The organism is Nostoc sp. GT001, assembly GCF_030382115.1.
In the GTDB taxonomy this organism is placed as follows: Bacteria; Cyanobacteriota; Cyanobacteriia; order Cyanobacteriales; family Nostocaceae; genus Nostoc.
Genome location: NZ_JAUDRJ010000003.1, coordinates 5,809,619 through 5,829,181, shown reverse-complemented (window position 1 = coordinate 5,829,181; position 19,563 = coordinate 5,809,619). Strand labels below are relative to the sequence as shown.

The 19,563-nt window shown below is 41.2% G+C and carries 12 protein-coding genes and 1 pseudogene; 9 read left to right on the top strand and 4 right to left on the bottom strand.

Annotation, left to right across the window (positions count from 1 at the left end; translation table 11 throughout):
• Positions 1-247 precede the first annotated feature (247 nt).
• The 7 genes from QUD05_RS27480 (at position 248) to QUD05_RS27450 (ending at position 11,324) form a co-directional block, all read left to right on the top strand.
• Positions 248-2,128, top strand: coding sequence for an ABC transporter ATP-binding protein (locus QUD05_RS27480; RefSeq protein WP_289798843.1), 1,881 nt, complete (start codon positions 248-250; stop codon positions 2,126-2,128).
• 448 nt (positions 2,129-2,576) lie between these two features.
• The gene (locus QUD05_RS27475) at positions 2,577-4,055 is read left to right on the top strand and encodes an ATP-binding protein (protein ID WP_354666160.1); all 1,479 of its coding nucleotides are present in this window, start codon (positions 2,577-2,579) and stop codon (positions 4,053-4,055) included.
• Positions 4,042-4,617, top strand: coding sequence for a hypothetical protein (locus tag QUD05_RS27470; RefSeq protein WP_289798842.1), 576 nt, complete (start codon positions 4,042-4,044; stop codon positions 4,615-4,617). Before QUD05_RS27475 ends, QUD05_RS27470 begins: the two co-directional genes overlap by 14 nt.
• 72 nt (positions 4,618-4,689) lie before the next feature.
• Entirely contained in the window at positions 4,690-5,247 is a 558-nt protein-coding gene (locus tag QUD05_RS27465; RefSeq protein ID WP_289798841.1) for a V-type ATP synthase subunit I domain-containing protein, read from the top strand.
• 354 nt (positions 5,248-5,601) lie between these two features.
• On the top strand, positions 5,602-6,924 hold the full coding sequence (locus QUD05_RS27460; protein WP_289798840.1) for an ATP-binding protein: 1,323 nt from the start codon (positions 5,602-5,604) through the stop codon (positions 6,922-6,924).
• Complete coding sequence (locus QUD05_RS27455) at positions 6,921-7,391, top strand: hypothetical protein (protein WP_289798839.1); 471 nt, start codon at positions 6,921-6,923, stop codon at positions 7,389-7,391. Before QUD05_RS27460 ends, QUD05_RS27455 begins: the two co-directional genes overlap by 4 nt.
• A gap of 18 nt (positions 7,392-7,409) precedes the next feature.
• On the top strand, positions 7,410-11,324 hold the full coding sequence (locus QUD05_RS27450; RefSeq protein ID WP_289798838.1) for an nSTAND1 domain-containing NTPase: 3,915 nt from the start codon (positions 7,410-7,412) through the stop codon (positions 11,322-11,324).
• 201 nt (positions 11,325-11,525) lie between these two features.
• Here QUD05_RS27450 and dnaK read toward each other — a convergent pair whose 3' ends face one another.
• The gene (gene dnaK, locus QUD05_RS27445; RefSeq protein ID WP_289798837.1) at positions 11,526-13,451 is read right to left on the bottom strand and encodes a molecular chaperone DnaK; all 1,926 of its coding nucleotides are present in this window, start codon (positions 13,449-13,451) and stop codon (positions 11,526-11,528) included.
• Positions 13,452-13,878: 427 nt separating this feature from the next.
• The gene (locus QUD05_RS27440) at positions 13,879-14,697 is read right to left on the bottom strand and encodes an SDR family oxidoreductase (protein WP_289798836.1); all 819 of its coding nucleotides are present in this window, start codon (positions 14,695-14,697) and stop codon (positions 13,879-13,881) included.
• Positions 14,698-15,152: 455 nt separating this feature from the next.
• Between QUD05_RS27440 and QUD05_RS27435 the strand changes: the two are divergent.
• Positions 15,153-15,356, top strand: a pseudogene (locus tag QUD05_RS27435) (ATP-binding protein); the annotation flags it as partial.
• A 242-nt stretch (positions 15,357-15,598) separates the two neighbouring features.
• On the top strand, positions 15,599-17,197 hold the full coding sequence (locus tag QUD05_RS27430) for a sensor histidine kinase (protein WP_289798834.1): 1,599 nt from the start codon (positions 15,599-15,601) through the stop codon (positions 17,195-17,197).
• A 95-nt stretch (positions 17,198-17,292) separates the two neighbouring features.
• Here the strand turns inward: QUD05_RS27430 and QUD05_RS27425 are convergent, their stop codons facing one another.
• Positions 17,293-18,534: a M20 family metallopeptidase gene (locus QUD05_RS27425; RefSeq protein WP_289798833.1), complete on the bottom strand. Its 1,242-nt coding sequence runs from the start codon at positions 18,532-18,534 to the stop codon at positions 17,293-17,295.
• A gap of 234 nt (positions 18,535-18,768) precedes the next feature.
• Entirely contained in the window at positions 18,769-19,536 is a 768-nt protein-coding gene (locus QUD05_RS27420) for a phycoerythrobilin:ferredoxin oxidoreductase (protein WP_289798832.1), read from the bottom strand.
• Positions 19,537-19,563 lie beyond the last annotated feature (27 nt).

Below are 19,563 nucleotides of genomic sequence, written 5' to 3'. Positions count from 1 at the left end.
TTCTGTAGGCTGCGGTTGTGAATCGTTTTGATCCGCCAAATCAAATTAAACAGTGGCAACATTTCTGGGTAGAGGACTGATAGTTTCAAGATTGCAAAATGTAAAGGAAATTATCCAAATCGTGAGGAATATCGGGTCTTAGTAGTATTCTTGCAGTTTCTATCTCAGGCATGGTATCAGAGTAGGAAGATAAACGCTACTTTAAACAAGCGTGTTTTTTTCCAAACATTAATATAATGCTCTTACTATGAGCATCTACCAATCTCTGAAAAAATCTTATACACCAGATCGTCGGCGTGAAAATGACTGGCGGTTATTTTTGCGTTTGGTGCCTTATGCCCGTCGTAACGGACGGCTATTGGCGCTGTCGATGTGCCTACTCGTACCGATCGCACTAGCTAATGCCGTACAACCTTTCTTGATTGGGCAAGTAATCTCTCTGATTCGTAATGAACCAAGCACTTACGAATTTTTTAGGAATCGTCCCTTCTCGCAAGGGCTGAATATCCTAGAGGGATTACTGGTAATTGCGATCGCCATCCAATTGATGTTGACAGGTTTTCAAGGTTATATAGTCCAAAAGCTAGGGCAACAAATCACCGCAGCAATTCGCCAAGACTTATTTCAGCATGTAACATCTCTAGCAGTGCGCTTTTTTGACCGCACACCCGTAGGTAAATTAATTACCAGAATTACCAGCGATGTAGAAGTGTTAGGCGATGTCTTTTCGACTGGGGCGGTTGGCATTATATCCGATTTGTTTTTAATGCTGGTGACTTTGGGTTTAATGTTTTCCATCCAGTGGCAACTTTCTTGCTTGCTGGTATTGATGCTGTTACCAACTAGCTGGGTAATTGTTTACATTCAAAAACAGTACCGCAAAGCCAATTACAAAGGGCGAGAAGAACTTTCGATCCTGAATTCACAGCTACAAGAAAATGTGCTTGGTATTAACGTCGTGCAGTTGTTTCGTAGAGAAAAATTTAATGCCGAATTGTTTCGTGCGACAAACAGCCACTACACTCAGCAAATGGATAAAACCATCTTTTATGATTCATTTGTTTCAGCAACCTTAGAATGGATTGGACTGATTGCGATCGCAGGTGTTTTGTGCGTGGGTGGGTGGTTGCTGTTGGAAAAAAACTTGACTTTCGGGACTTTATCGACATTTATATTGTATGCACAGCGATTATTTGACCCTTTAAGGGCTTTTGCAGAAAAATTTACAGTAATTCAAGCTGGTTTCACTGCCATTGAACGCGTAAGCGATATATTAGATGAACCGATAGAAATTCGCGATCGCGCCAATGTCCGCTTCTCAATATTTGATGCAAAATTTGGCTACATAGACGAAATCCTAGCAAATCTAGAATCTCCAGACCTCACTTCCCCCCCAGAACTGGGAGAGATTCGCTTCGATCATGTCTGGTTTGCTTACAAAAATGATGATTACGTAATTAAAGACTTAGATTTTACCATTCATCCTGGTGAAAAAATTGCATTAGTCGGCCCTACAGGTGCGGGTAAAACTTCGATCATCCGTCTTTTGTGCCGCCTTTACGAACCCACCCAAGGACGCATTCTCATAGATGGCGTAGACATTCGGGAAGTACCACAAGCAGAACTGCGGCGCTACATGGCAGTAATTTTACAAGAAGGCTTTTTGTTTGCTGGCGATGTTAAAAGCAACATTTCTTTAGGAGATGGCTACACCATTGAACAGATTCAACAAGCAGCGGAAGAAACCAACATTGCCCAGTTTATAGAAGAACTACCCCAAGGCTATGATACTCAACTTCGAGAACGGGGCACAAATATTTCTAGTGGTCAAAAGCAACTTTTAGCCTTTGCACGCGCTGCCATTCGCAATCCGCAAATTTTGGTACTAGATGAGGCTACCGCTAGTTTAGATGTTGGCACAGAAGCTTCAGTTCAAGAGGCATTAAACCAGCTTTTGCTTAGACGTACCGCCATTATTATTGCTCACCGCTTGTCTACAATTCGCAATGTAGACCGGATTTTTGTTCTCAAGCGTGGCGAATTAATCGAACAGGGAAGTCACGAGCAACTTCTGCAACAAGGAGGGCTTTATGCCACTTTACATAACTTACAAATGTTGGGGGCTTAGACGATATATAGTCAAAAACTAACATTTACTACAAAAACGGCTTAATTTTGCGGAATGAGTGGCAGAGTTTGTGTAGAAAACAATGAATAGCCTTTTTGCAAAATCGTTACTGAAACTGAATTTGCAGAAATTTTAGTGTGTGTGCAACCTTAGCATATTTAGCTTTTGTATTGCACTTGATTGAAAATGACCATAGGTTTATCACAAGCTGGCTCTAAAGACTTTGTTTTTCTGGAAAGCAAATCAGCCTTTGTGTTTATTTTATTGAATACGCTGAGGTAAATTGTGGAAGACCTGGATGTACGTAAATTTTTTCAAGCAACTCAGCCCAGCAAGACGCTGAATGTGAAAAATCAGGACGAGGGAAAGTATTATATTGATTTTTCCTCAGTCCGTGGTGGTCAGATCATTGAGGAATTGAAGGAAATTATCACCTTCCTTTCACCTGATGAGCCAACCTGTAATCTATTTACAGAGTCATATAGGTTGTGGCAAATCTACTGAGTTGCTGCGACTCCAAGCAGAACTAGAGTGGGAAGATTTTCATGTAGTTTACTTTGAGTCTAGTAACAACATGGAAATGGAAAATGTCGATATTGCTGATATTCTGTTAGCGATCGCTAGTCGTGTGAGTGAAAGCTTACAACCATTCAAAATCGAGCAACCAAGGCGTCTTCAAGCGTTGCTAAAAGAAGCGGAACGGCATTTACACACAGAAGTCGGGTTAGAAGCAGAAGGTTCGTTAACTCATAAAGGCAGTGAAGAAGAAATTCATCTTTCTCTACAAATAGGAAAAATTGGTGCTAAAGCCAAAGTCCCTGCACTTCGCAGCCGATTGCATGAGTATCTGGAACCACGAACAGCACAATTTATAGATATTATTAACCAGGAATTGCTTCAACCCGCCATAGATAAACTGAAGCAGTTCGACAAAAAAGGACTTGTAGTAATTGTTGATAACCTCGATCGCGTCGATGTTTCCCCGAAACCGTGGGGACGTCCTCAGCCAGAATACTTGTTTGTGGATCGGGGAGACCAATTACGAAAATTGAAATGCCATTTAATATACACTATCCCCTTGGCGTTGATTTTCTCAAATGAATCGGCAACACTCATACAGAGGTTTGGGGTGCAACCCAAGGTGTTACCAATGGTGCCAGTGCAACATCGAGATGGCAGCGAATGCAAGGAAGGAATGGACTTGCTGCGTCAGATGGTGTTAGCAAGAGCTTTCCCAAACTTGATGCCAAAGCAGCGTATTGACAAAATCAAAGAAGTTTTTGATAGCTCTGAAACATTAGACCGTTTGTGTCGGATCAGTGGAGGTCATGTTAGGAATCTGCTCGGAATCCTCAATGCATCTATTAGGAAGCAAAGAAAACTACCTCTGGAATCTCAAATTCTAGAAGAAGTAATTCGAGAGCAAAAAAATTCGCGAGTTGCTGCAATCATAACCGATGAAGAGTGGGAGTTGCTAGAAAAAATTGCTCGAGAGAAAAAGGTGGTTGAAATTAACCAATGCCGAATGCTGCTCCATAGTATGTTTGTGTACGAATACCGTGATTCCGAGGGATCTTGGTTTGATGTTAACCCTTTATTTGCAGAAAAGACAGAATTTAAGTCGCGCGTAGAATCTCAAGAGCTACATCAAAATAAAAGTGTTAAAGATATTATTGATTTAACGCTTTTTACTGGATTAAAAAAAATTTCTAAGGAGTATGATAAGTTCTTTTTAAAAAAAGATTACCCCCAAGCATTTGACTCAGCAGTTTCTGCCTATAATTTTTGTCAAAGCATTCTTACAACTCTAGATCAAGAAAACCAAAGAGATATTTATAGTGTTGTTAATGCTCTATTTGAATACTGGAAAATAAATAAAGAACAGGCAAAATTTTATGGAGGTTTAGAACAAGATGACTTCGAGTAATTATTCACGCTTTTCTTTTGAACTCATCATTCATGATATTAGACATATAAAATCTTTCTTAGATACTATACCTATGTGGAGATTTTTTTTATCAAAAAAAAAGATAAATTGCGTAATAGTAAGAAATATAGCTAATCTTATAGAAGATAGATTAAATGAAGAAATTCAACTTATTGCTCAATTAAATCAATCATTAAGTGATTGGAACTCATTCACAAGAAAAGTTTTGCTTGCTAGAGAGAAAGCGAGCAGTGCAGCATATATTTTAACAACTTCGACTAAACAAACTGGGTATAAAGACATATTTGCTAATCAGGCACAGACTGAATATGGAGAAATTTCTTCTGATATAAACCAGCTTCGATTTTTGAAGGAGTCAGAGTCAGACATGGGCAAACTGGATTTATCACTAGATTTGATTCGTGACATTATTAGAGATTTGAATAACTGTAGTCAGGATGATGTCAAAATGGCTATAAAGCTTTTCAATGACACCGCAACTCAGTATACAGATATGCAGAGAACAATTTCCAAAATTATTGCTAGGGTTCTGAGAAGCTAAATTGTGCTTTTTATATTCCTTTTTTCTCGTAAATAAAAATTTAAGCTTTAATTTATATTGAGGAGTAAAACTATGATTTTTGATTTATCATTAATAGCTTCTATACTTAGAACAATTGGGGACATAAAATCTATCTTGGATACAGTTGAAAAAACAAATATATTTCAGCGCCAACCTAAATTAGACGAACTAAAAAGAGAGATTACGTCTCTAGAACAACAAGTTAATACTGGGTTTCCTACTTTAGTACAACTTCTTCGCTCTTATTCTTCAATATTATCAGATGTAAAAGTAGTAACAGCCATATCAAATAAGGCTTCTGAACTGATTGCGATCGCACCAGATAAAGCACTATTGTATACAGGAAACTTTATCAATCAAATCGAAGCTAATCATGGCCAAATTAACTTGGGTATCAGTCAGCTTCCACCCCTGAATGTTAGAGAAGCAGGAGAATTAAGTGGAAGGCTAAATTCAATTCGCGATTTGATTAGAGATATCAAAAGAGAAGATGATATCCAAAGTATCAAAAGAACTTTTGAGAATATATCTACTCAATATACGGATGTACAATCGATATTATCACGATTAGTTGAAATAATTTTGAGTAGTTTGGAGTCAAGGAACTAGTACTGCTATGGGTAAGTCAGCGCTGTAGCAACTGGTGTTGCGTTGTCGTGCAAAGCACTGTCAAAAATTCAAGGTGTGTTAGCCTATGGCATAATACACCCTATTTCCGAATGGTAATTACTTAAAGCTTTGTTCCTGCCCAGACCCCCGACTTCTTCAAGAAGTCGGGGATCTAAATCCAATGACATTCCAGCCTACTTCCTTAATTATTCTACATGGTTATCATTAGTCATTAAGACCGATAATCTCATTCACCTTTTAAAGATTAATTTATAGAAAACGCTTGAGGCTGTTATATCAATCTGGTCTGCATCAACTGTGTTCAGAAGGAAATTCTCTAGGAACTGAATTAAAATGACACTCGATTTGCAGAAATTTTACCAGGCTTGCAACCCCAGCAAGACCTTAGTAGTGAGCAATCCCTCGGATCGGCAATACTATATTGATTTCTCCTCAGTGCGTGGAGGTGAGATTATTAAGGAATTAAAGGAGAATATTACATTTTTCTCACCTGATGAGCCTACCTGCGAACTATTTACCGGACATATTGGCTGTGGTAAGTCTACCGAATTATTGCGGCTAAAAGCTGAATTAGAACAAGAAGGCTTTCATGTAGTATATTTCGAGTCCAGTCAAGACTTGGAGATGTCTGATGTTGATATCGGAGATATTTTACTGGCCATCGCGCATCGAGTCAGTGAAAATCTCTCTCACTTGGAAATCCCTGAACCCAGTGGTTTAACAAAAATACCTGTTGGAGCCGCTAGGCTGTTGATGACAGAAATTGAGGTTTCTCAAACAAGTGAAAAATCAGGACTGGCGCTGGTGCAACTAGGGATTGGCAAGATTACAGTCAATGCTAAAAATAGCCCGGAATTTCGCAGTAAGTTAAGAGAATATTTGGAACCGCGCACAAACAGCATCTTAGATGTGATTAACAAGGAACTGCTGGAACCTGCCATATATAAACTAAAGCAGTCCGGCAAAAAAGGACTGGTGGTGATAGTCGATAATCTCGATCGCATTGAGACGACTACTAAACCTTGGGGAAGATCGCAACCAGAATATCTATTTGTAGACCGGGGTGAACAATTACGTCAACTTAGCTGTCATCTTGTTTACACTATACCGTTAGAGTTGATGTTTTCCAACGACTTGAACCTACTGACACAGCGATTTACGGTAGATCCAAAAGTCTTGCCGATGGTGCCAGTCAGGTTCCGAGATGGTAGTGAATGCCTCGAAGGTATGGCACTCCTGCGACAGATGGTACTAGCAAGAGTTTACCCTCATCTGCTTCCAGGCGATCGCTTGGACTTGATTACCAATATTTTTGATACACCGAAAACATTAGATAGATTATGTATAGTGAGTGGCGGTCATGTCCGAGAACTACTCAGATTGCTCAATGACTGCATCAAAAAGGAACGAAAGCTACCTCTGTCTGGTGAAGTGTTGGAAACTGTGATTAGAAACTACTGCAATCAAATGACCTTGGCGATTACAGATGATGAGTGGGATTTGCTGCGCCAGGTGCAACAGCAAAAATGGGTCAGCGGAGATGACGGATACCGAATTTTATTACGTAGTCGGTTTGTGTATGAGTATCGTGATACTCAAGGGTCTTGGTTTGATGTTAACCCAATTTTGGCGGAATCCAGAATATTACAACGATGACAAACCTAAGTTGCCGGAAAAATGTCACTGCCTACCAGAATGAGTCCTTGGAGGAGTTGGTATGGGCAATAAAGGCATCTAAAGGCAAGTTTTCATTACTTTTAGCCCATTGTAACGATCTTCTCCTACAAGATGCGATTAGAGAGCATCTGCGAACAAGATATGAATTTAGGATTCAAGAAGTATTTATTGATAAATCTGATACAAAACTTTATACCTTTATCGAAGCTGAATTAATAAATGAGCAGGTATCAGCCTTAATGGTATGTGGTCTAGAATCAGTTACTGAAATAGATACAGTGCTGATTACGACAAATCTTGTCCGAAATAATTTCAAAAATTTTTCACTCCCTATTGTGATCTGGGTTAATGATAAGGTTATAGTAAAGCTTCAGAGGAAAGCAGCTGATTTCTATAGTTGGACTACAACAACTCAATTTGAAGCCATTCCTGATGAATCGCGATAAAACGCCAGAATTTTAGTTATGGTCAACCTACATCACTCAGAAGATGTACTGAAGTTCAACAAAAATTCTTTACAGGAATTAATCTGGGCGATCGCTACTTCTCAAGGAGAATTTTCCTTGATTTTAGCACTTTGTAATTCACCTAGCTTGCAAAAACTCTTGGTGAAACATCTGCGTATATCATGTTCACAGGAAATTCGGGAAATAGTTCTGGATCAGTCTGTGAAGACATTTTACACAGATATCAGATGCATACTAGGTGAAGAGCATCCCCAGGCGTTGATAGTATTAGGATTAGAGTCGGTCAGGGAACTGGAAGATTTGCTAATTGCTGCTAACCCAGTCAGGGAGGAGTTGAGAAAAAATTTTCCCTTTCCTTTGGTATTGTGGATCACCGATGAGGTACTCTATAAGCTGATGCGATTAGCAACAGATTTGCAGAGTTGGGCGACAACAGTTGAATTTGCGATCGCTACCGATGATTTAATTAAATTTATCCAGCAAACTGCTGATGAAGTCTTTGAACAAGTTTTAGCCGCTCGGACAAGAAAATATCTTGACAACACCGCGCTCAATTTACAAAGTGGTTCCTTACGCCGCGTTGAATTGGAGTCAGCATGGTATGATTTGCAAAATGGTCGTTTGAGCCTCAACCCAGAGCTAGAAGCAAGTTTAGAATTTATGCTAGGTCGGGCTAATTCCGATTCAATGGAACAGTCTCGGCAGCATTACGAGCGGAGTTTGGCACTTTTCAATCAAGACTCCCCATCTTTGCGGATTTTAGAGCGACGAGCTTGTTTACTTTACTCTCTGGGATTGTGGTGGCGTACATATGCTATGTTCCATCAATCGGAACAGGAAAGTGCTTTTAGTATTGCTAAAGATTATTTTCAACAATGTATTGAGTTATTTGAGCAAGCTAACCGCAAAGATTTAGTCGCCAAATTTATTAACGTCTTGGGATCTGTACTTCAAAGTCTCCAGTCTTGGCAAGAGTTGGAGACTGTTGCTAACAAAGCATTGGCACTGCATAAAATATATCCCAATCAGTTTAAAACAGCCAGAGCTTATGGCTTTCTGGCTGAAGTAGCGATCGCCAAATTAGCCTGGACTGAGGCACAGAAAGCGGCAAACCAAGCACTTTTTATACTCGATAGTGTTCAACTCAATACATTAAATCCCGTCTTTGAAGAGATCAAGGCAGATTTAGAGTGGGAAAATTCATCCCATCGGGGTTGGTATTTATTTGCATTAGCGCGATCGCAATCTGCGCTCAATCAACCACAAGCAGCATTGCAAACTTTAGAAATAGCAAGAGCAAAAACTCAAGTTCAGTATAATCCAGAGCTTTATATTTGCCTATTAACAGAGCTACACAATAGCTATTTTAAAGAACGTCAATATCTCAAAGCATTTAATATTAAACAAGACCAACGCTCCATTAAACAGCAATATGGTTTCGTGGCTTTTATCGGTACAGGTAGATTACAACCACAACAACAGGTGAATACCCCGGATTTACCTGTTGTTGAACAAAAAGTAAAAGTAGCTACAGAAATTGCTGATTCTGGAAGACAACAAGATATTAATCACCTGATCGAACGGATCAGTCGCCCTGACCATAAACTAACAGTAATTTATGGACAATCAGGCGTTGGAAAAAGTTCAATTTTGCAGGCAGGTTTAATCCCAGCATTAAAACAAAAATCGATTGGTACGCGTGATGTCTTACCTGTGTTGCAACAAGTTTATACAGATTGGACTGAAGAATTATACACACAGTTACAAAATGGCATTCAAGAAATTAAACACCATTACTCTATAAATAGTGCAAAAACAGATATAAATTTCACAAAATCTATTTTAAATAAATTACGCAATCATGATAATGACAACCTCCTCACAGTTTTAATATTTGACCAATTTGAAGAATTTTTCTTTGTTTACAAAGATCCAAAAGACAGACAAAAGTTTTATGAATTTTTACGTGAATGCCTTAATATCATGTATGTCAAAGTAATCTTGGCATTGCGGGAAGATTATTTACACTACCTTTTGGAGTGTAATCGTCTTGTAAATATTGAGGTAATTGACAACAACATCTTAGATAAACATCATCTCTACTATTTAAACAATTTCTCCCCAGTAGACGCCAAAAAAATTATTCAAACATTAACTAAAAAAACGCAGTTGATTTTAGAGAACTCATTAATTGATGAATTAGTAAATGATTTATCTAGAGACTTAGGGGAAGTTCGCCCAATTGAGTTACAAGTGGTTGGAGCACAAATCCAAACCGAAAAAATTACCAAACTAGAGCAGTATCGGCAACACGGCCCTAAAGAAAAATTTGTTTGGCGATTTTTAAAAGAAATCGTCGAAGACTGTGGCTCTGAGAATGAGCAAATAGCCAAATTGGTATTATATTTACTCACAGATGAAAACAATACACGACCTTTAAAAACTCGTGCTGATTTAGAACTAGAGTTAAATGTTAAGGCGCAAACACTAGATTTAGTTTTAGAAATATTAGTAAGATCGGGGTTAGTGCTGAGAGTGCCAGCCTCCCCTGATAATCATTATCAACTAGTACATGATTATTTATTGCCGTTTGTTCGTCAGCAACAATCAGCCCGATTAATTGCTGAACTGGAGAAAGAAAAAGAGCAACGACAACTAACGGAAGCAGAGCTTTCTCAGGTTCTCAACCAAAAACTTATAAAAACACGTAAGGGAATACTTCAGCGAACAATATTGAGAATCGTAACCGCAGGATTGGCGATAATTTTGCTGATCAATCAAAACAATGCTGAACTTATTGCTATAAGTACTGAATCCCAATTGCTGCTGAAGTCAAATCAAGATATAGACGCGCTGATCCAAAGTTTAAAAGCAGGGAAAAAACTGCAAGATTTTTGGTCAGTTGGAGTCCAATCAGAAACCAGGATAAAAGTTTTAACGGCATTACAGGATGCAGTTTATGGTTTCAAAAATCGCAATAGTTTAGATGAGTATACCACCCATTTTATCAGATGTTTTAGTTTTAGTCCCAATGGTAAAATGCTAATTTCTGGTGATGCAAATGGGTTGCTAAAAATCTGGAGTCGAGATGGTAAAAACCTTCAAACCTTCAAAGCGCATGACAAGAGAATAAACAGCGTTAGTTTCAGTCCTGATAATCAAAAAATAGCTTCAGGCAGTGACGATAAAACCGTTAAACTGTGGAGTATACATGGTAAAGAAATCTCTACTTTTAAAGGACATCAAGGTAGTGTCAATAGCATTAGCTTCAGCCCGGATGGCAAACGGATTGCCTCAGCTAGTCAGGATAAGACAGTGAAGATTTGGCAACTTGATGGCTCTCTACTTGAAACCTTCAAAGGACATAGTAAAAGCGTCAACAGCGTCACTTTTAGTCCAGATGGTAAACTGATTGCCTCTGCCAGTGATGACAAAACTGTGAAACTTTGGCAACTTAATGGCACAATAATTAAAAATTTTGATCAGTATGGAAGTGGAGTTAACAGTGTAAGTTTCAGCCCTAATGGCAAGATGATTGCATCTGGTAGTAAAAACAACACCGTGATAATTTGGTCATTAGATGGTACAAGACCTGTAAGAGTATACGATGCCGATTCTGTAAACAGCATCAGTTTTAGTCCAGACAGTCAGGTTATTGCCTCAGCTAGCAATAAAACAGTGAAACTGTGGAACATTGATGGCACTTTGCTCACTAACTTCCAACGCTTTGGTAGCTATGATGTGAGTTTCAGCCCAGATGGTAAGAGTATTGCAGCTATTGGTGATGGCAAAATTTTAGTTTGGGATTTTGACCTCAATGAACTTCTGAAGCGCGGTTGCAATGCGGCGTATAATTATCTGAAGAATAACCCAAAAGTAAAGAGCGATCGCTCTCTCTGTGATGACATCTAAAAACAAAAATGAAAGCTTGAGGTGTCAGCTTTTGAGTAAAATAAAACACCTTTAAAAGACTATTATTTTTAACCTATTTCTGGAGTGCGATCACTAGTTTGCAACTAGAGTATATACTAACAAAAAATCCCCACCCAGGCATTTACCTGAGTGGGTAATATTAGGTCGAACAAAAGAATTTTCCCAAAAGAAGTAGAAAAATTATTTGCTCTCTGTAAAATCAGCGTCAATCACATCGTCGCCGTTACTAGAGCTAGAGGAACTACTATCTTGAGGTTCACCACCAGATGTAGCACCTGCACCGGAACCAGCACTAGCACTAGCACCCGCTTGTTGATAGATGTTGCTACCCACAGCGAATAACGCTTGTTGCAATTCTGGGGTGAGCTTCTTGATTTGCTCATCGTCTTCTTGAGCAACTGCTTCCCGCACTTCCTTCACTAAAGCTTCGACTTTAGTCTTGTCAGCATCGGGAACTTTATCGCCCAATTCTTGTAACTGCTTTTCAGCTTGGTATGCCAAAGAATCGGCTTGGTTCTTGCGTTCAATCTTTTCACGCCGCTCTTTATCAGATGAAGCGTTCTGTTCAGCTTCTCTTACCATCCGGTCAACATCATTTTTATCCAGGGTGGAAGCGCCGGTTATGCTGATGGACTGTTCTTTACCAGTTCCTTTGTCCTTAGCGGTGACATTAAGGATACCATTAGCATCAATATCGAAGACCACTTCAATTTGAGGGACGCCACGTGGTGCAGGAGGAATACCATCGAGGCGGAAGGTTCCCAAGCTCTTGTTATCGTTAGAGAATTCGCGTTCACCTTGCAGAACGTGAATTTCTACGTTGGTTTGTCCATCCACAGCGGTGGAGAAGACTTCCGATTTCTTGGTGGGAATTGTGGTGTTGCGGGGGATAATTTTGGTCATCACGCCGCCCAATGTTTCCACACCCAAAGATAGAGGTGTCACGTCTAACAACAAGATGCCAGTTACATCACCAGCCAGTACGCCGGCTTGAATGGCAGCACCAACTGCTACAACTTCATCAGGGTTAACGCTTTGGTTGGGGTCTTTACCCAATACCTGCTTCACAATCTGGTGAACTGCGGGAATCCGCGTAGAACCACCAACTAACACCACTTCGTCAATATCGCCTTTGGTTAACTTGGCATCCCGGAGGGCGTTTTCCACAGGAATACGACAACGGTCGATTAAGTCAGAGCAAAGTTCTTCAAATTGAGCGCGAGTCAGGGTTGTATCCAGGTGCTTAGGCCCGTCCTGGGTAGCGGTGATAAATGGTAGGTTAATTTCTGCTTGGGTAACGCTAGAAAGCTCAATTTTGGCTTTTTCTGCGGCTTCAGTCAGACGTTGTAAAGCTTGCTTGTCTTTCCGCAGGTCAATACCTTCGGCTTTCTTGAACTTCTCAGCTAAGAAATCAACTATTTTTTTGTCAAAGTCGTCACCACCAAGGTGGGTATCACCAGATGTGGCTAGTACTTCAAAAACTCCGTCTCCTACTTCCAGCACGGATACGTCGAAAGTACCACCACCAAGGTCAAATACTAGGATGGTTTCGTTACTCTTCTTGTCAAATCCATAAGCCAGAGAAGCAGCGGTAGGCTCGTTGATAATCCGCAGAACTTCAATCCCGGCAATTTTCCCAGCGTCTTTTGTTGCTTGTCGCTGGGAATCGTTGAAGTATGCGGGAACGGTGATTACAGCTTGGGTTACAGTTTCACCCAAGTATTTGCTGGCATCTTCAACTAGTTTGCGAAGAACTTTTGCAGAAATTTCTTCAGGAGCAAACGGTTTACCAGCGATTGGACAATCTAATTTGACATTGCCGTTGCTGCTGAGAACTTTGTAAGAAACTTCCGTAGCTTCGTTACTAACTTCATCGTAGCGGCGACCGATAAAGCGTTTGACTGAGTAAAACGTATTTTCGGGGTTCATCACCGCTTGGCGTTTGGCGATTTGGCCAACCAAGTTGTCGCCATTTTTCGCAAATGCGACTACTGATGGCGTTGTCCGAAAACCTTCAGCATTAGCAATTACTGTGGGTTTACCACCTTCCATCACTGCCACGCAGGAGTTCGTTGTTCCTAAGTCAATTCCAACTACTTTTGCCATTTTAGGTGCTGGCTCCGTATAACTACAAATGAATGAATGAGAATATAAAGCACTAAATTNTTGAACCAACAGGGCAAGAAATCAGCCAGTTCAGCATGAACNACCTTTGTTTTGGCTTTCCTGGGGTTAAAACTCCAGACTATGCTGATATATATACTGAAGCTTAGTGGTAGCCAGTCCATGAAGGGTGGTTTCCCGAACCTTGCTTGGGACGGTTAAACTAACTAAATTGTGTTTTTAGTTGGTTCATGGATTAATTTGTCTTCACTCTGTCTAATGTAGAAGAATTAATACTTTCAGTAATTAGGGTGAACCGTAACGTCCGAGTGGTGTTTGCCGTCTTTTGAGGCAATAAACTACAGAAGCAGTGAGGATTCGGGATTGGGCATGGGGTATGGGGAGAGAATAATAACTCAGCACTCAGTACTTACTCAATCCCAGAAAAGAGAGTTTCCCAGTCAATCACAGGTGGTCTTTGTCCTTGGTTGACTATTTCAAAAATTTTCCTAGAACTACTTGGTTGAAAAAGGCATTCTACGCAAGCGTTGGCGACATCAATCCGGCTGGCATCACCCGAAAGTGTATCCCCAATGCCTATGACTACACCGTATTTACCCCCAGTTTTTGCCTTAAGGAGGGTGTTGAGGTCGTATGAGGTATAGGGGCCGTCAATGAGGCGTCCTGGGCGGATAATGGTGTAGGGTAATCCTGAATTAATAATGGACTCTTCGCCTTTTTGTTTGGCATCCAACACGCCAAAACCATTAAGAATACTAAAAGGAAACTGATTTTTACGGAGAATTCCACAAGAAGAGACGAAAACGAATCGCTTCAAATTCTGGGGTGCTGCTGCTACTAGATTGCTGACACCTTGAGCATCAATTTTTGTCGGACTATTCTTTGCTTTTGCTTCACTAGATTTGGGATTAAGGAAAATAATTCCCCATTCAATCAAGTTCGGGGTTTCGTCAAACTCCCATCGCGCAGAGGGAAAGGCAGTAGTTCCAGCACAATTTATGATGTGGGTAACACCTAGCATTGCAGCTGGTAGTGTAGCTGGTTGGCGGATATCGCCAACGGCAATTTCCACTTTTTGGTTAAACATCTCTTCAGCTTTTGCAGCATTGCGTGTCAGAACGCGAACTTTTAAACCCTTTTCGAGTAACTTGCCTACCACTAATTGCCCGACTCCACCTGTAGCACCAGCAACTAGTACCAAATCTTTAGCTGAATCAAAAGAAGTCATAAAGTGCCCTTGAGATAGTCTATTGCTAATCTACCTAAAAAATACGATGTCTACGCCAGGCTGTGACGCTCGATAGCGCAGCGTAAAGCTTTCTCTTCTCCTTTTTCTGTCAAAGACGCTAACACGAACGCCAACCGCATGGCTTCTCTACAAGACGCTACGCGTAGCTTGCTTCTTTGGAGGAGTAAGTTTAGAGTGAGTCCGCGAACGTCGATTAAAGATTTGGCTAATGGTTGTTGACTCTGTAGCTTTCAGGCTGATAAGGGACTTGCGTGAAAATAAAGTACCAATAAACTGAGTTTCGACACTATTAACCCGCAGATCCCTAAGTGGGAATTTTAGGAAAAGGGCAAACTCCCTAAAACTGAATTAGCACAGTAGTCAGCACGAAATACGATCGCAAGATCAGATGCTAGCCCATCTGCAAGAGCATGTTCAATCGCTACACAAGTATTGACCCTTTTTTCACCACGAAAGCAGTTGGGAAGGGGACTGGCATGGGTCTATCAATAAGTTACCAGATAATTACTGACAAGCATGGTGGATCTTTGCAATGTATTTCATCACCGGGACAAGGTGCAGAGTTTGTAATTACAATCCCAATTCGAGTAGGGAAACCAGCACAATTATCAGTCGGCGATCGCCACGCCTATCGGTAAAAGTCAGTGCCAATATTTTTCAGCTATTCAGTGCGTAAGCGTAGCCCGCACTTCTCTACGAGACGCTGCGCGAACGGCTACGCTCAGTGACACCGTAGACATCGCAGTTAGAGGGGAATTGCCCCTGAATTGTTCGGTTCTACCACTGTCACCAGTACACAAATAGCTATAACCTCTTAGATAGTAGTGAAATGTCTAACCTAGACGCTGTTAGTCGCTCTTGAATTAAGGGGTGAAAGCCTGTGTACCAATGGATATTGCCAAGCCTGAGCGAAATCTTGGCCCAAAATCAATCAAGTGTGGCAGAATGTTCACCTGCTAAAGCAGAGCAGCAGTGGCGTATCAGCCTCGCAGCGACAGAACATTTGCTATTAAATACTTTAGCAGACCCTTCAGTTGACACAACCCAAGGATTAGTTTTAGCCGCACCAGCACCCTTGTTTAGTCAACCAAAATTGACTCAAAGTTTACAAACAGTAACTTTTACAGCAAAACCATTTAACCCTTTGGCGCTGATGCCATTTCAGATGCCAGGTGCGATACCTGCGGCAGACTACGCCAACGCATCTGTAAATGAAGACATTGCTCCCCATGATTCGGTACTTCCGTTACTACCTGCCGATCCTCTGGGTGCAGAACAGTTTTGCTTAGTTTTTACAGATAAATTTAGATTAGTGCTGGTTTTAGCAACCCACAAAAACGGTAAAAAAACTTTTTCATTTTCTTTTGAGCCAGAGATAGTGCAGCAGGCTTGGCGATCGCTAGGGGCACGGGTAATGCTGGCTAATCCAGAATTTTTCGCGCGCTTGGACGCATTAGTAGAACAGTATTCTCCGGTAGCACCAGACTACCGCATGATGATTCACTTTAGTCAGTTATTGCTTCAAGAATTAACAGAACCAGAAGAGACTAGAGATTCTTTACTAGGGACTGGGGAAGAAGTAGGGGAGCATACTTCTCTACGAGAGGCTACGCCAACGACTGCGCTCAGTAACCGAGGGAGCAGAGGAGCAGGGGAGCAGGGGAGAAGAGTTTTCCCCAATCCTCAATGCTCAATGCCCAATGTCCATTACCCCTTATCCCCAGAGGGGGCCCCACCTTCCCCAAATCCTGATGTAGAATTGCTCCAAGCCTTCGCTCACGAAGTCCGCACACCTTTAACAACTATTCGCACCATGACTCGTCTGCTGTTGAAGCGGCGAGACTTAGATGCTAGTGCGATCAATCGCTTAAAAATTATCGATCACGAGTGTACCGAGCAAATTGACCGTATGGAATTGCTGTTTAAGGCCGCAGAACTAGAAACTACTGCCTCAGCAAAATCGTCAAAAACTCAACTCACGCCGATGTCTTTAGATCAAGTGTTGCAGCAGAGCATTCCCCGTTGGGAACAAGCAGCGCATCGGCGGAATTTAACTTTAAATGTTATTTTACCTCAGCAATTACCGACAGTGGTAAGCAATCCCACCATGTTGGATCAGGTTCTCACTGGTTTGATGGAAAATTTTACTCGCAGCTTACCCGCTGGCAGCCATATTCAAGTACAAGTTATCCCAGCTGGAGATCAACTGAAGTTACAATTATCGCCGCAATTCCGGTGCAAAGATTCAAATAAAGCCGCCATACCTGCAACACCACCAATTCGCAAGGCTCTAGGCCAACTGCTGATGTTTCAACCAGAAACAGGTACGATTAGTTTGAATATCGCTGCAACCAAGCATTTGTTTCAGGCGATCGGTGGCAAACTAATTGTGCGTCAGCGTCCACACTATGGGGAAGTGATGACGATTTTCCTGCCTTTAGAAGTTAGCAATAAACAGAAACCGATAGTGACGAATTAGAGATATAGCAATCCTAAATGAGATTGTGAAAAATTTTGTTATGGTCGTCTTTAGTCATTTGTCCTTTGTCATTTGTGACTACAACGGACTAATGACTAATGACATGAAACAAAGTACTTTTCCACGCATCTAACAAATATTTCCACACCCATTGCCAAGGCGGTTTCGTCAAAATCAAACCGGGGATGATGATGAGGATATGCTAAATCTTTCGCGGGATTAGCAGAACCCAGAAAGAAATAACAGCCAGGAACCTCTTCTAAGAAAAATGACATATCTTCAGCAGCCATAGTTTGGCATTCTGGCACAATACCCACAGGAGTTTCTACCACTTCTTCTGCGACAGATCGTACTAATTCTGCTATTTTAATATCATTAATTACTGGTGGATAAAGTGACCAATATTCTAAGTCATAATTTGCACCATGACTCTGACAAATTCCAGCAATAATCTGCTCGACACGCTGCTTAAAAAAGCCTTTCAAACTAGGATTAAAATACCTGACGGTAGCACTCATTCTCGCTGTATCAGCAATTACATTGCGTTTGGTTCCAGCATGAAGTTCTCCCACTGTCACAACTGCTGAATCAATGGGATTAACATTCCGAGCGACAATAGTTTGCAAAGCATTGACGATTTGGGCAGCAACAACAACGGAGTCAACAGTTTGATGGGGTAGTGCGCCATGTCCACCTTTACCCAAAATTGTGCAGTTAAAGCATTCCACAGCTGCCATCAATGCGCCAGCGCGTACACCCACTGTTCCTAAAGGCAAATTATTCCACAAGTGCAAACCAATAATCGCTTCAACATCAGGATTTTTCAAAACTCCAGCTTCAATCATCGGCTTTGCGCCTCCTGGTGATTCTTCCGCTGGCTGAAAGATAATTTTTACAACACCAGAGAAGTCTTGGCGATGTTGCTGGAGATAATAAGCTGTACCTAAAGCGATCGCTGTATGTCCATCATGTCCACAAGCGTGCATCACTCCATTATGCTGCGATTTGTACGGCACTTCGTTGAGTTCTTGGATTGGCAAAGCATCCATATCCGCGCGAATCGCTAAAACTTTTGGATTTTGGATTGTTTCTGAAACTTCCCCTTTACCTTTGATGGTGGCAACAATGCCAGTGTGGGCAATGCCAGTTTGATGCTCAATTCCCCATTCTTGCAGCTTTTGTGATACAAACTCAGCAGTCAGTTTTTCTTGAAAACCCAACTCTGGTTGTTGATGCAATCGCCGCCGCCACTCTACTAATTGCGGTTGCAATGAGCGGATCGAAAGTCGGATGCGAGATAGATCAACAGAAGCGGGATTGGGAAAGGTGAAAACCATTATGAAGACAAACTAGTTTAAGTACAGCTAATACCAATTTGAAAAAAGAATACAATACATTACAGATAAGACCTCTTCCGCATCCTTCCCAAGACATCGGGAAAGGTATGGGTTAGCGATCGTGTCGCAAACATTTTTTGAATTGGTATAACTTAGATTGTTTTCCTAGTTTAACGTGACTTGGATGAGTCTTCAGTAAGGAGGTACTCAGCACTGATTGCAGTCAAAGGGCCTTTAGTTAATAGCTGTTAATTTTCTCTCTAGGTCAAATAAAAATCCGTGGATATACTCTTCAGTCCATTCCGCACCATAGAAGCGTTTAAACATCCCTCGCGCTGGGTCTTTTTCAGCCCGATATCGCAGGTATCGCAGTTGGGCTTGCTCAATGGCTACTAAATTTTGGGAATTTGTTACAGCTTCTGCCTGCTCTACGAAATCGAGATAAGCTTTCAAATAGTCTTTGAAAGCGGCAAACACCTTAGTCTCTACTACAGCCGTTTCTTGAGGGCGAGTCCACAGAAAAGCGGGAGAGAAAAAAGGCTGTGCTTCTTCGGGAAAATCCCCTCCCCAAGACAGATGTTGTTGATGAGTGTGGAAAATCGGCAGAATTGGTTCAGTATATTTCGCTTGGTATGCTAGATCATCTCGAAATAGGGGCTGCATATCCAAAGCAATTAGATGTCCTCCTGGCAATGTCACCAAATCTGCGCCAAAAAAGGGTAAATCGTAGTTGAGGCGCGGAAAAATTACAAAATTCAGTACTTGCAGCGAATTGCCACCCTGTACGTGAGCTGCCCGAATTTGCCGCAATTTTGAAGTTTGAAAGGCATAACTGGTAGTGACAACCTCTTCCTGATTTTTGCCCTTGCCCACAACAGCACTTTTGGACTCAAACCCAGTGGGGATAGGATAGGGCTGTAAATCCAAACGCGATCGCATATAGGCGATCGCATAATCTAGAAATGGCTGATAAAGTGTCACGTCGCTTCGCTCCGAATTCAAAATTCAAAATTAATAATTAAAGAACTT

Coding starts and splice junctions, on each gene's coding strand:
- QUD05_RS27480 (WP_289798843.1), top strand. CDS start 248: ATGAGCATCTACCAATCTCTGAAAAAATCTTATACACCAGATCGTCGG.
- QUD05_RS27475 (WP_354666160.1), top strand. CDS start 2,577: ATGAGCCAACCTGTAATCTATTTACAGAGTCATATAGGTTGTGGCAAA.
- QUD05_RS27470 (WP_289798842.1), top strand. CDS start 4,042: ATGACTTCGAGTAATTATTCACGCTTTTCTTTTGAACTCATCATTCAT.
- QUD05_RS27465 (WP_289798841.1), top strand. CDS start 4,690: ATGATTTTTGATTTATCATTAATAGCTTCTATACTTAGAACAATTGGG.
- QUD05_RS27460 (WP_289798840.1), top strand. CDS start 5,602: ATGACACTCGATTTGCAGAAATTTTACCAGGCTTGCAACCCCAGCAAG.
- QUD05_RS27455 (WP_289798839.1), top strand. CDS start 6,921: ATGACAAACCTAAGTTGCCGGAAAAATGTCACTGCCTACCAGAATGAG.
- QUD05_RS27450 (WP_289798838.1), top strand. CDS start 7,410: ATGGTCAACCTACATCACTCAGAAGATGTACTGAAGTTCAACAAAAAT.
- dnaK (WP_289798837.1), bottom strand. CDS start 13,451: ATGGCAAAAGTAGTTGGAATTGACTTAGGAACAACGAACTCCTGCGTG.
- QUD05_RS27440 (WP_289798836.1), bottom strand. CDS start 14,697: ATGACTTCTTTTGATTCAGCTAAAGATTTGGTACTAGTTGCTGGTGCT.
- QUD05_RS27425 (WP_289798833.1), bottom strand. CDS start 18,534: ATGGTTTTCACCTTTCCCAATCCCGCTTCTGTTGATCTATCTCGCATC.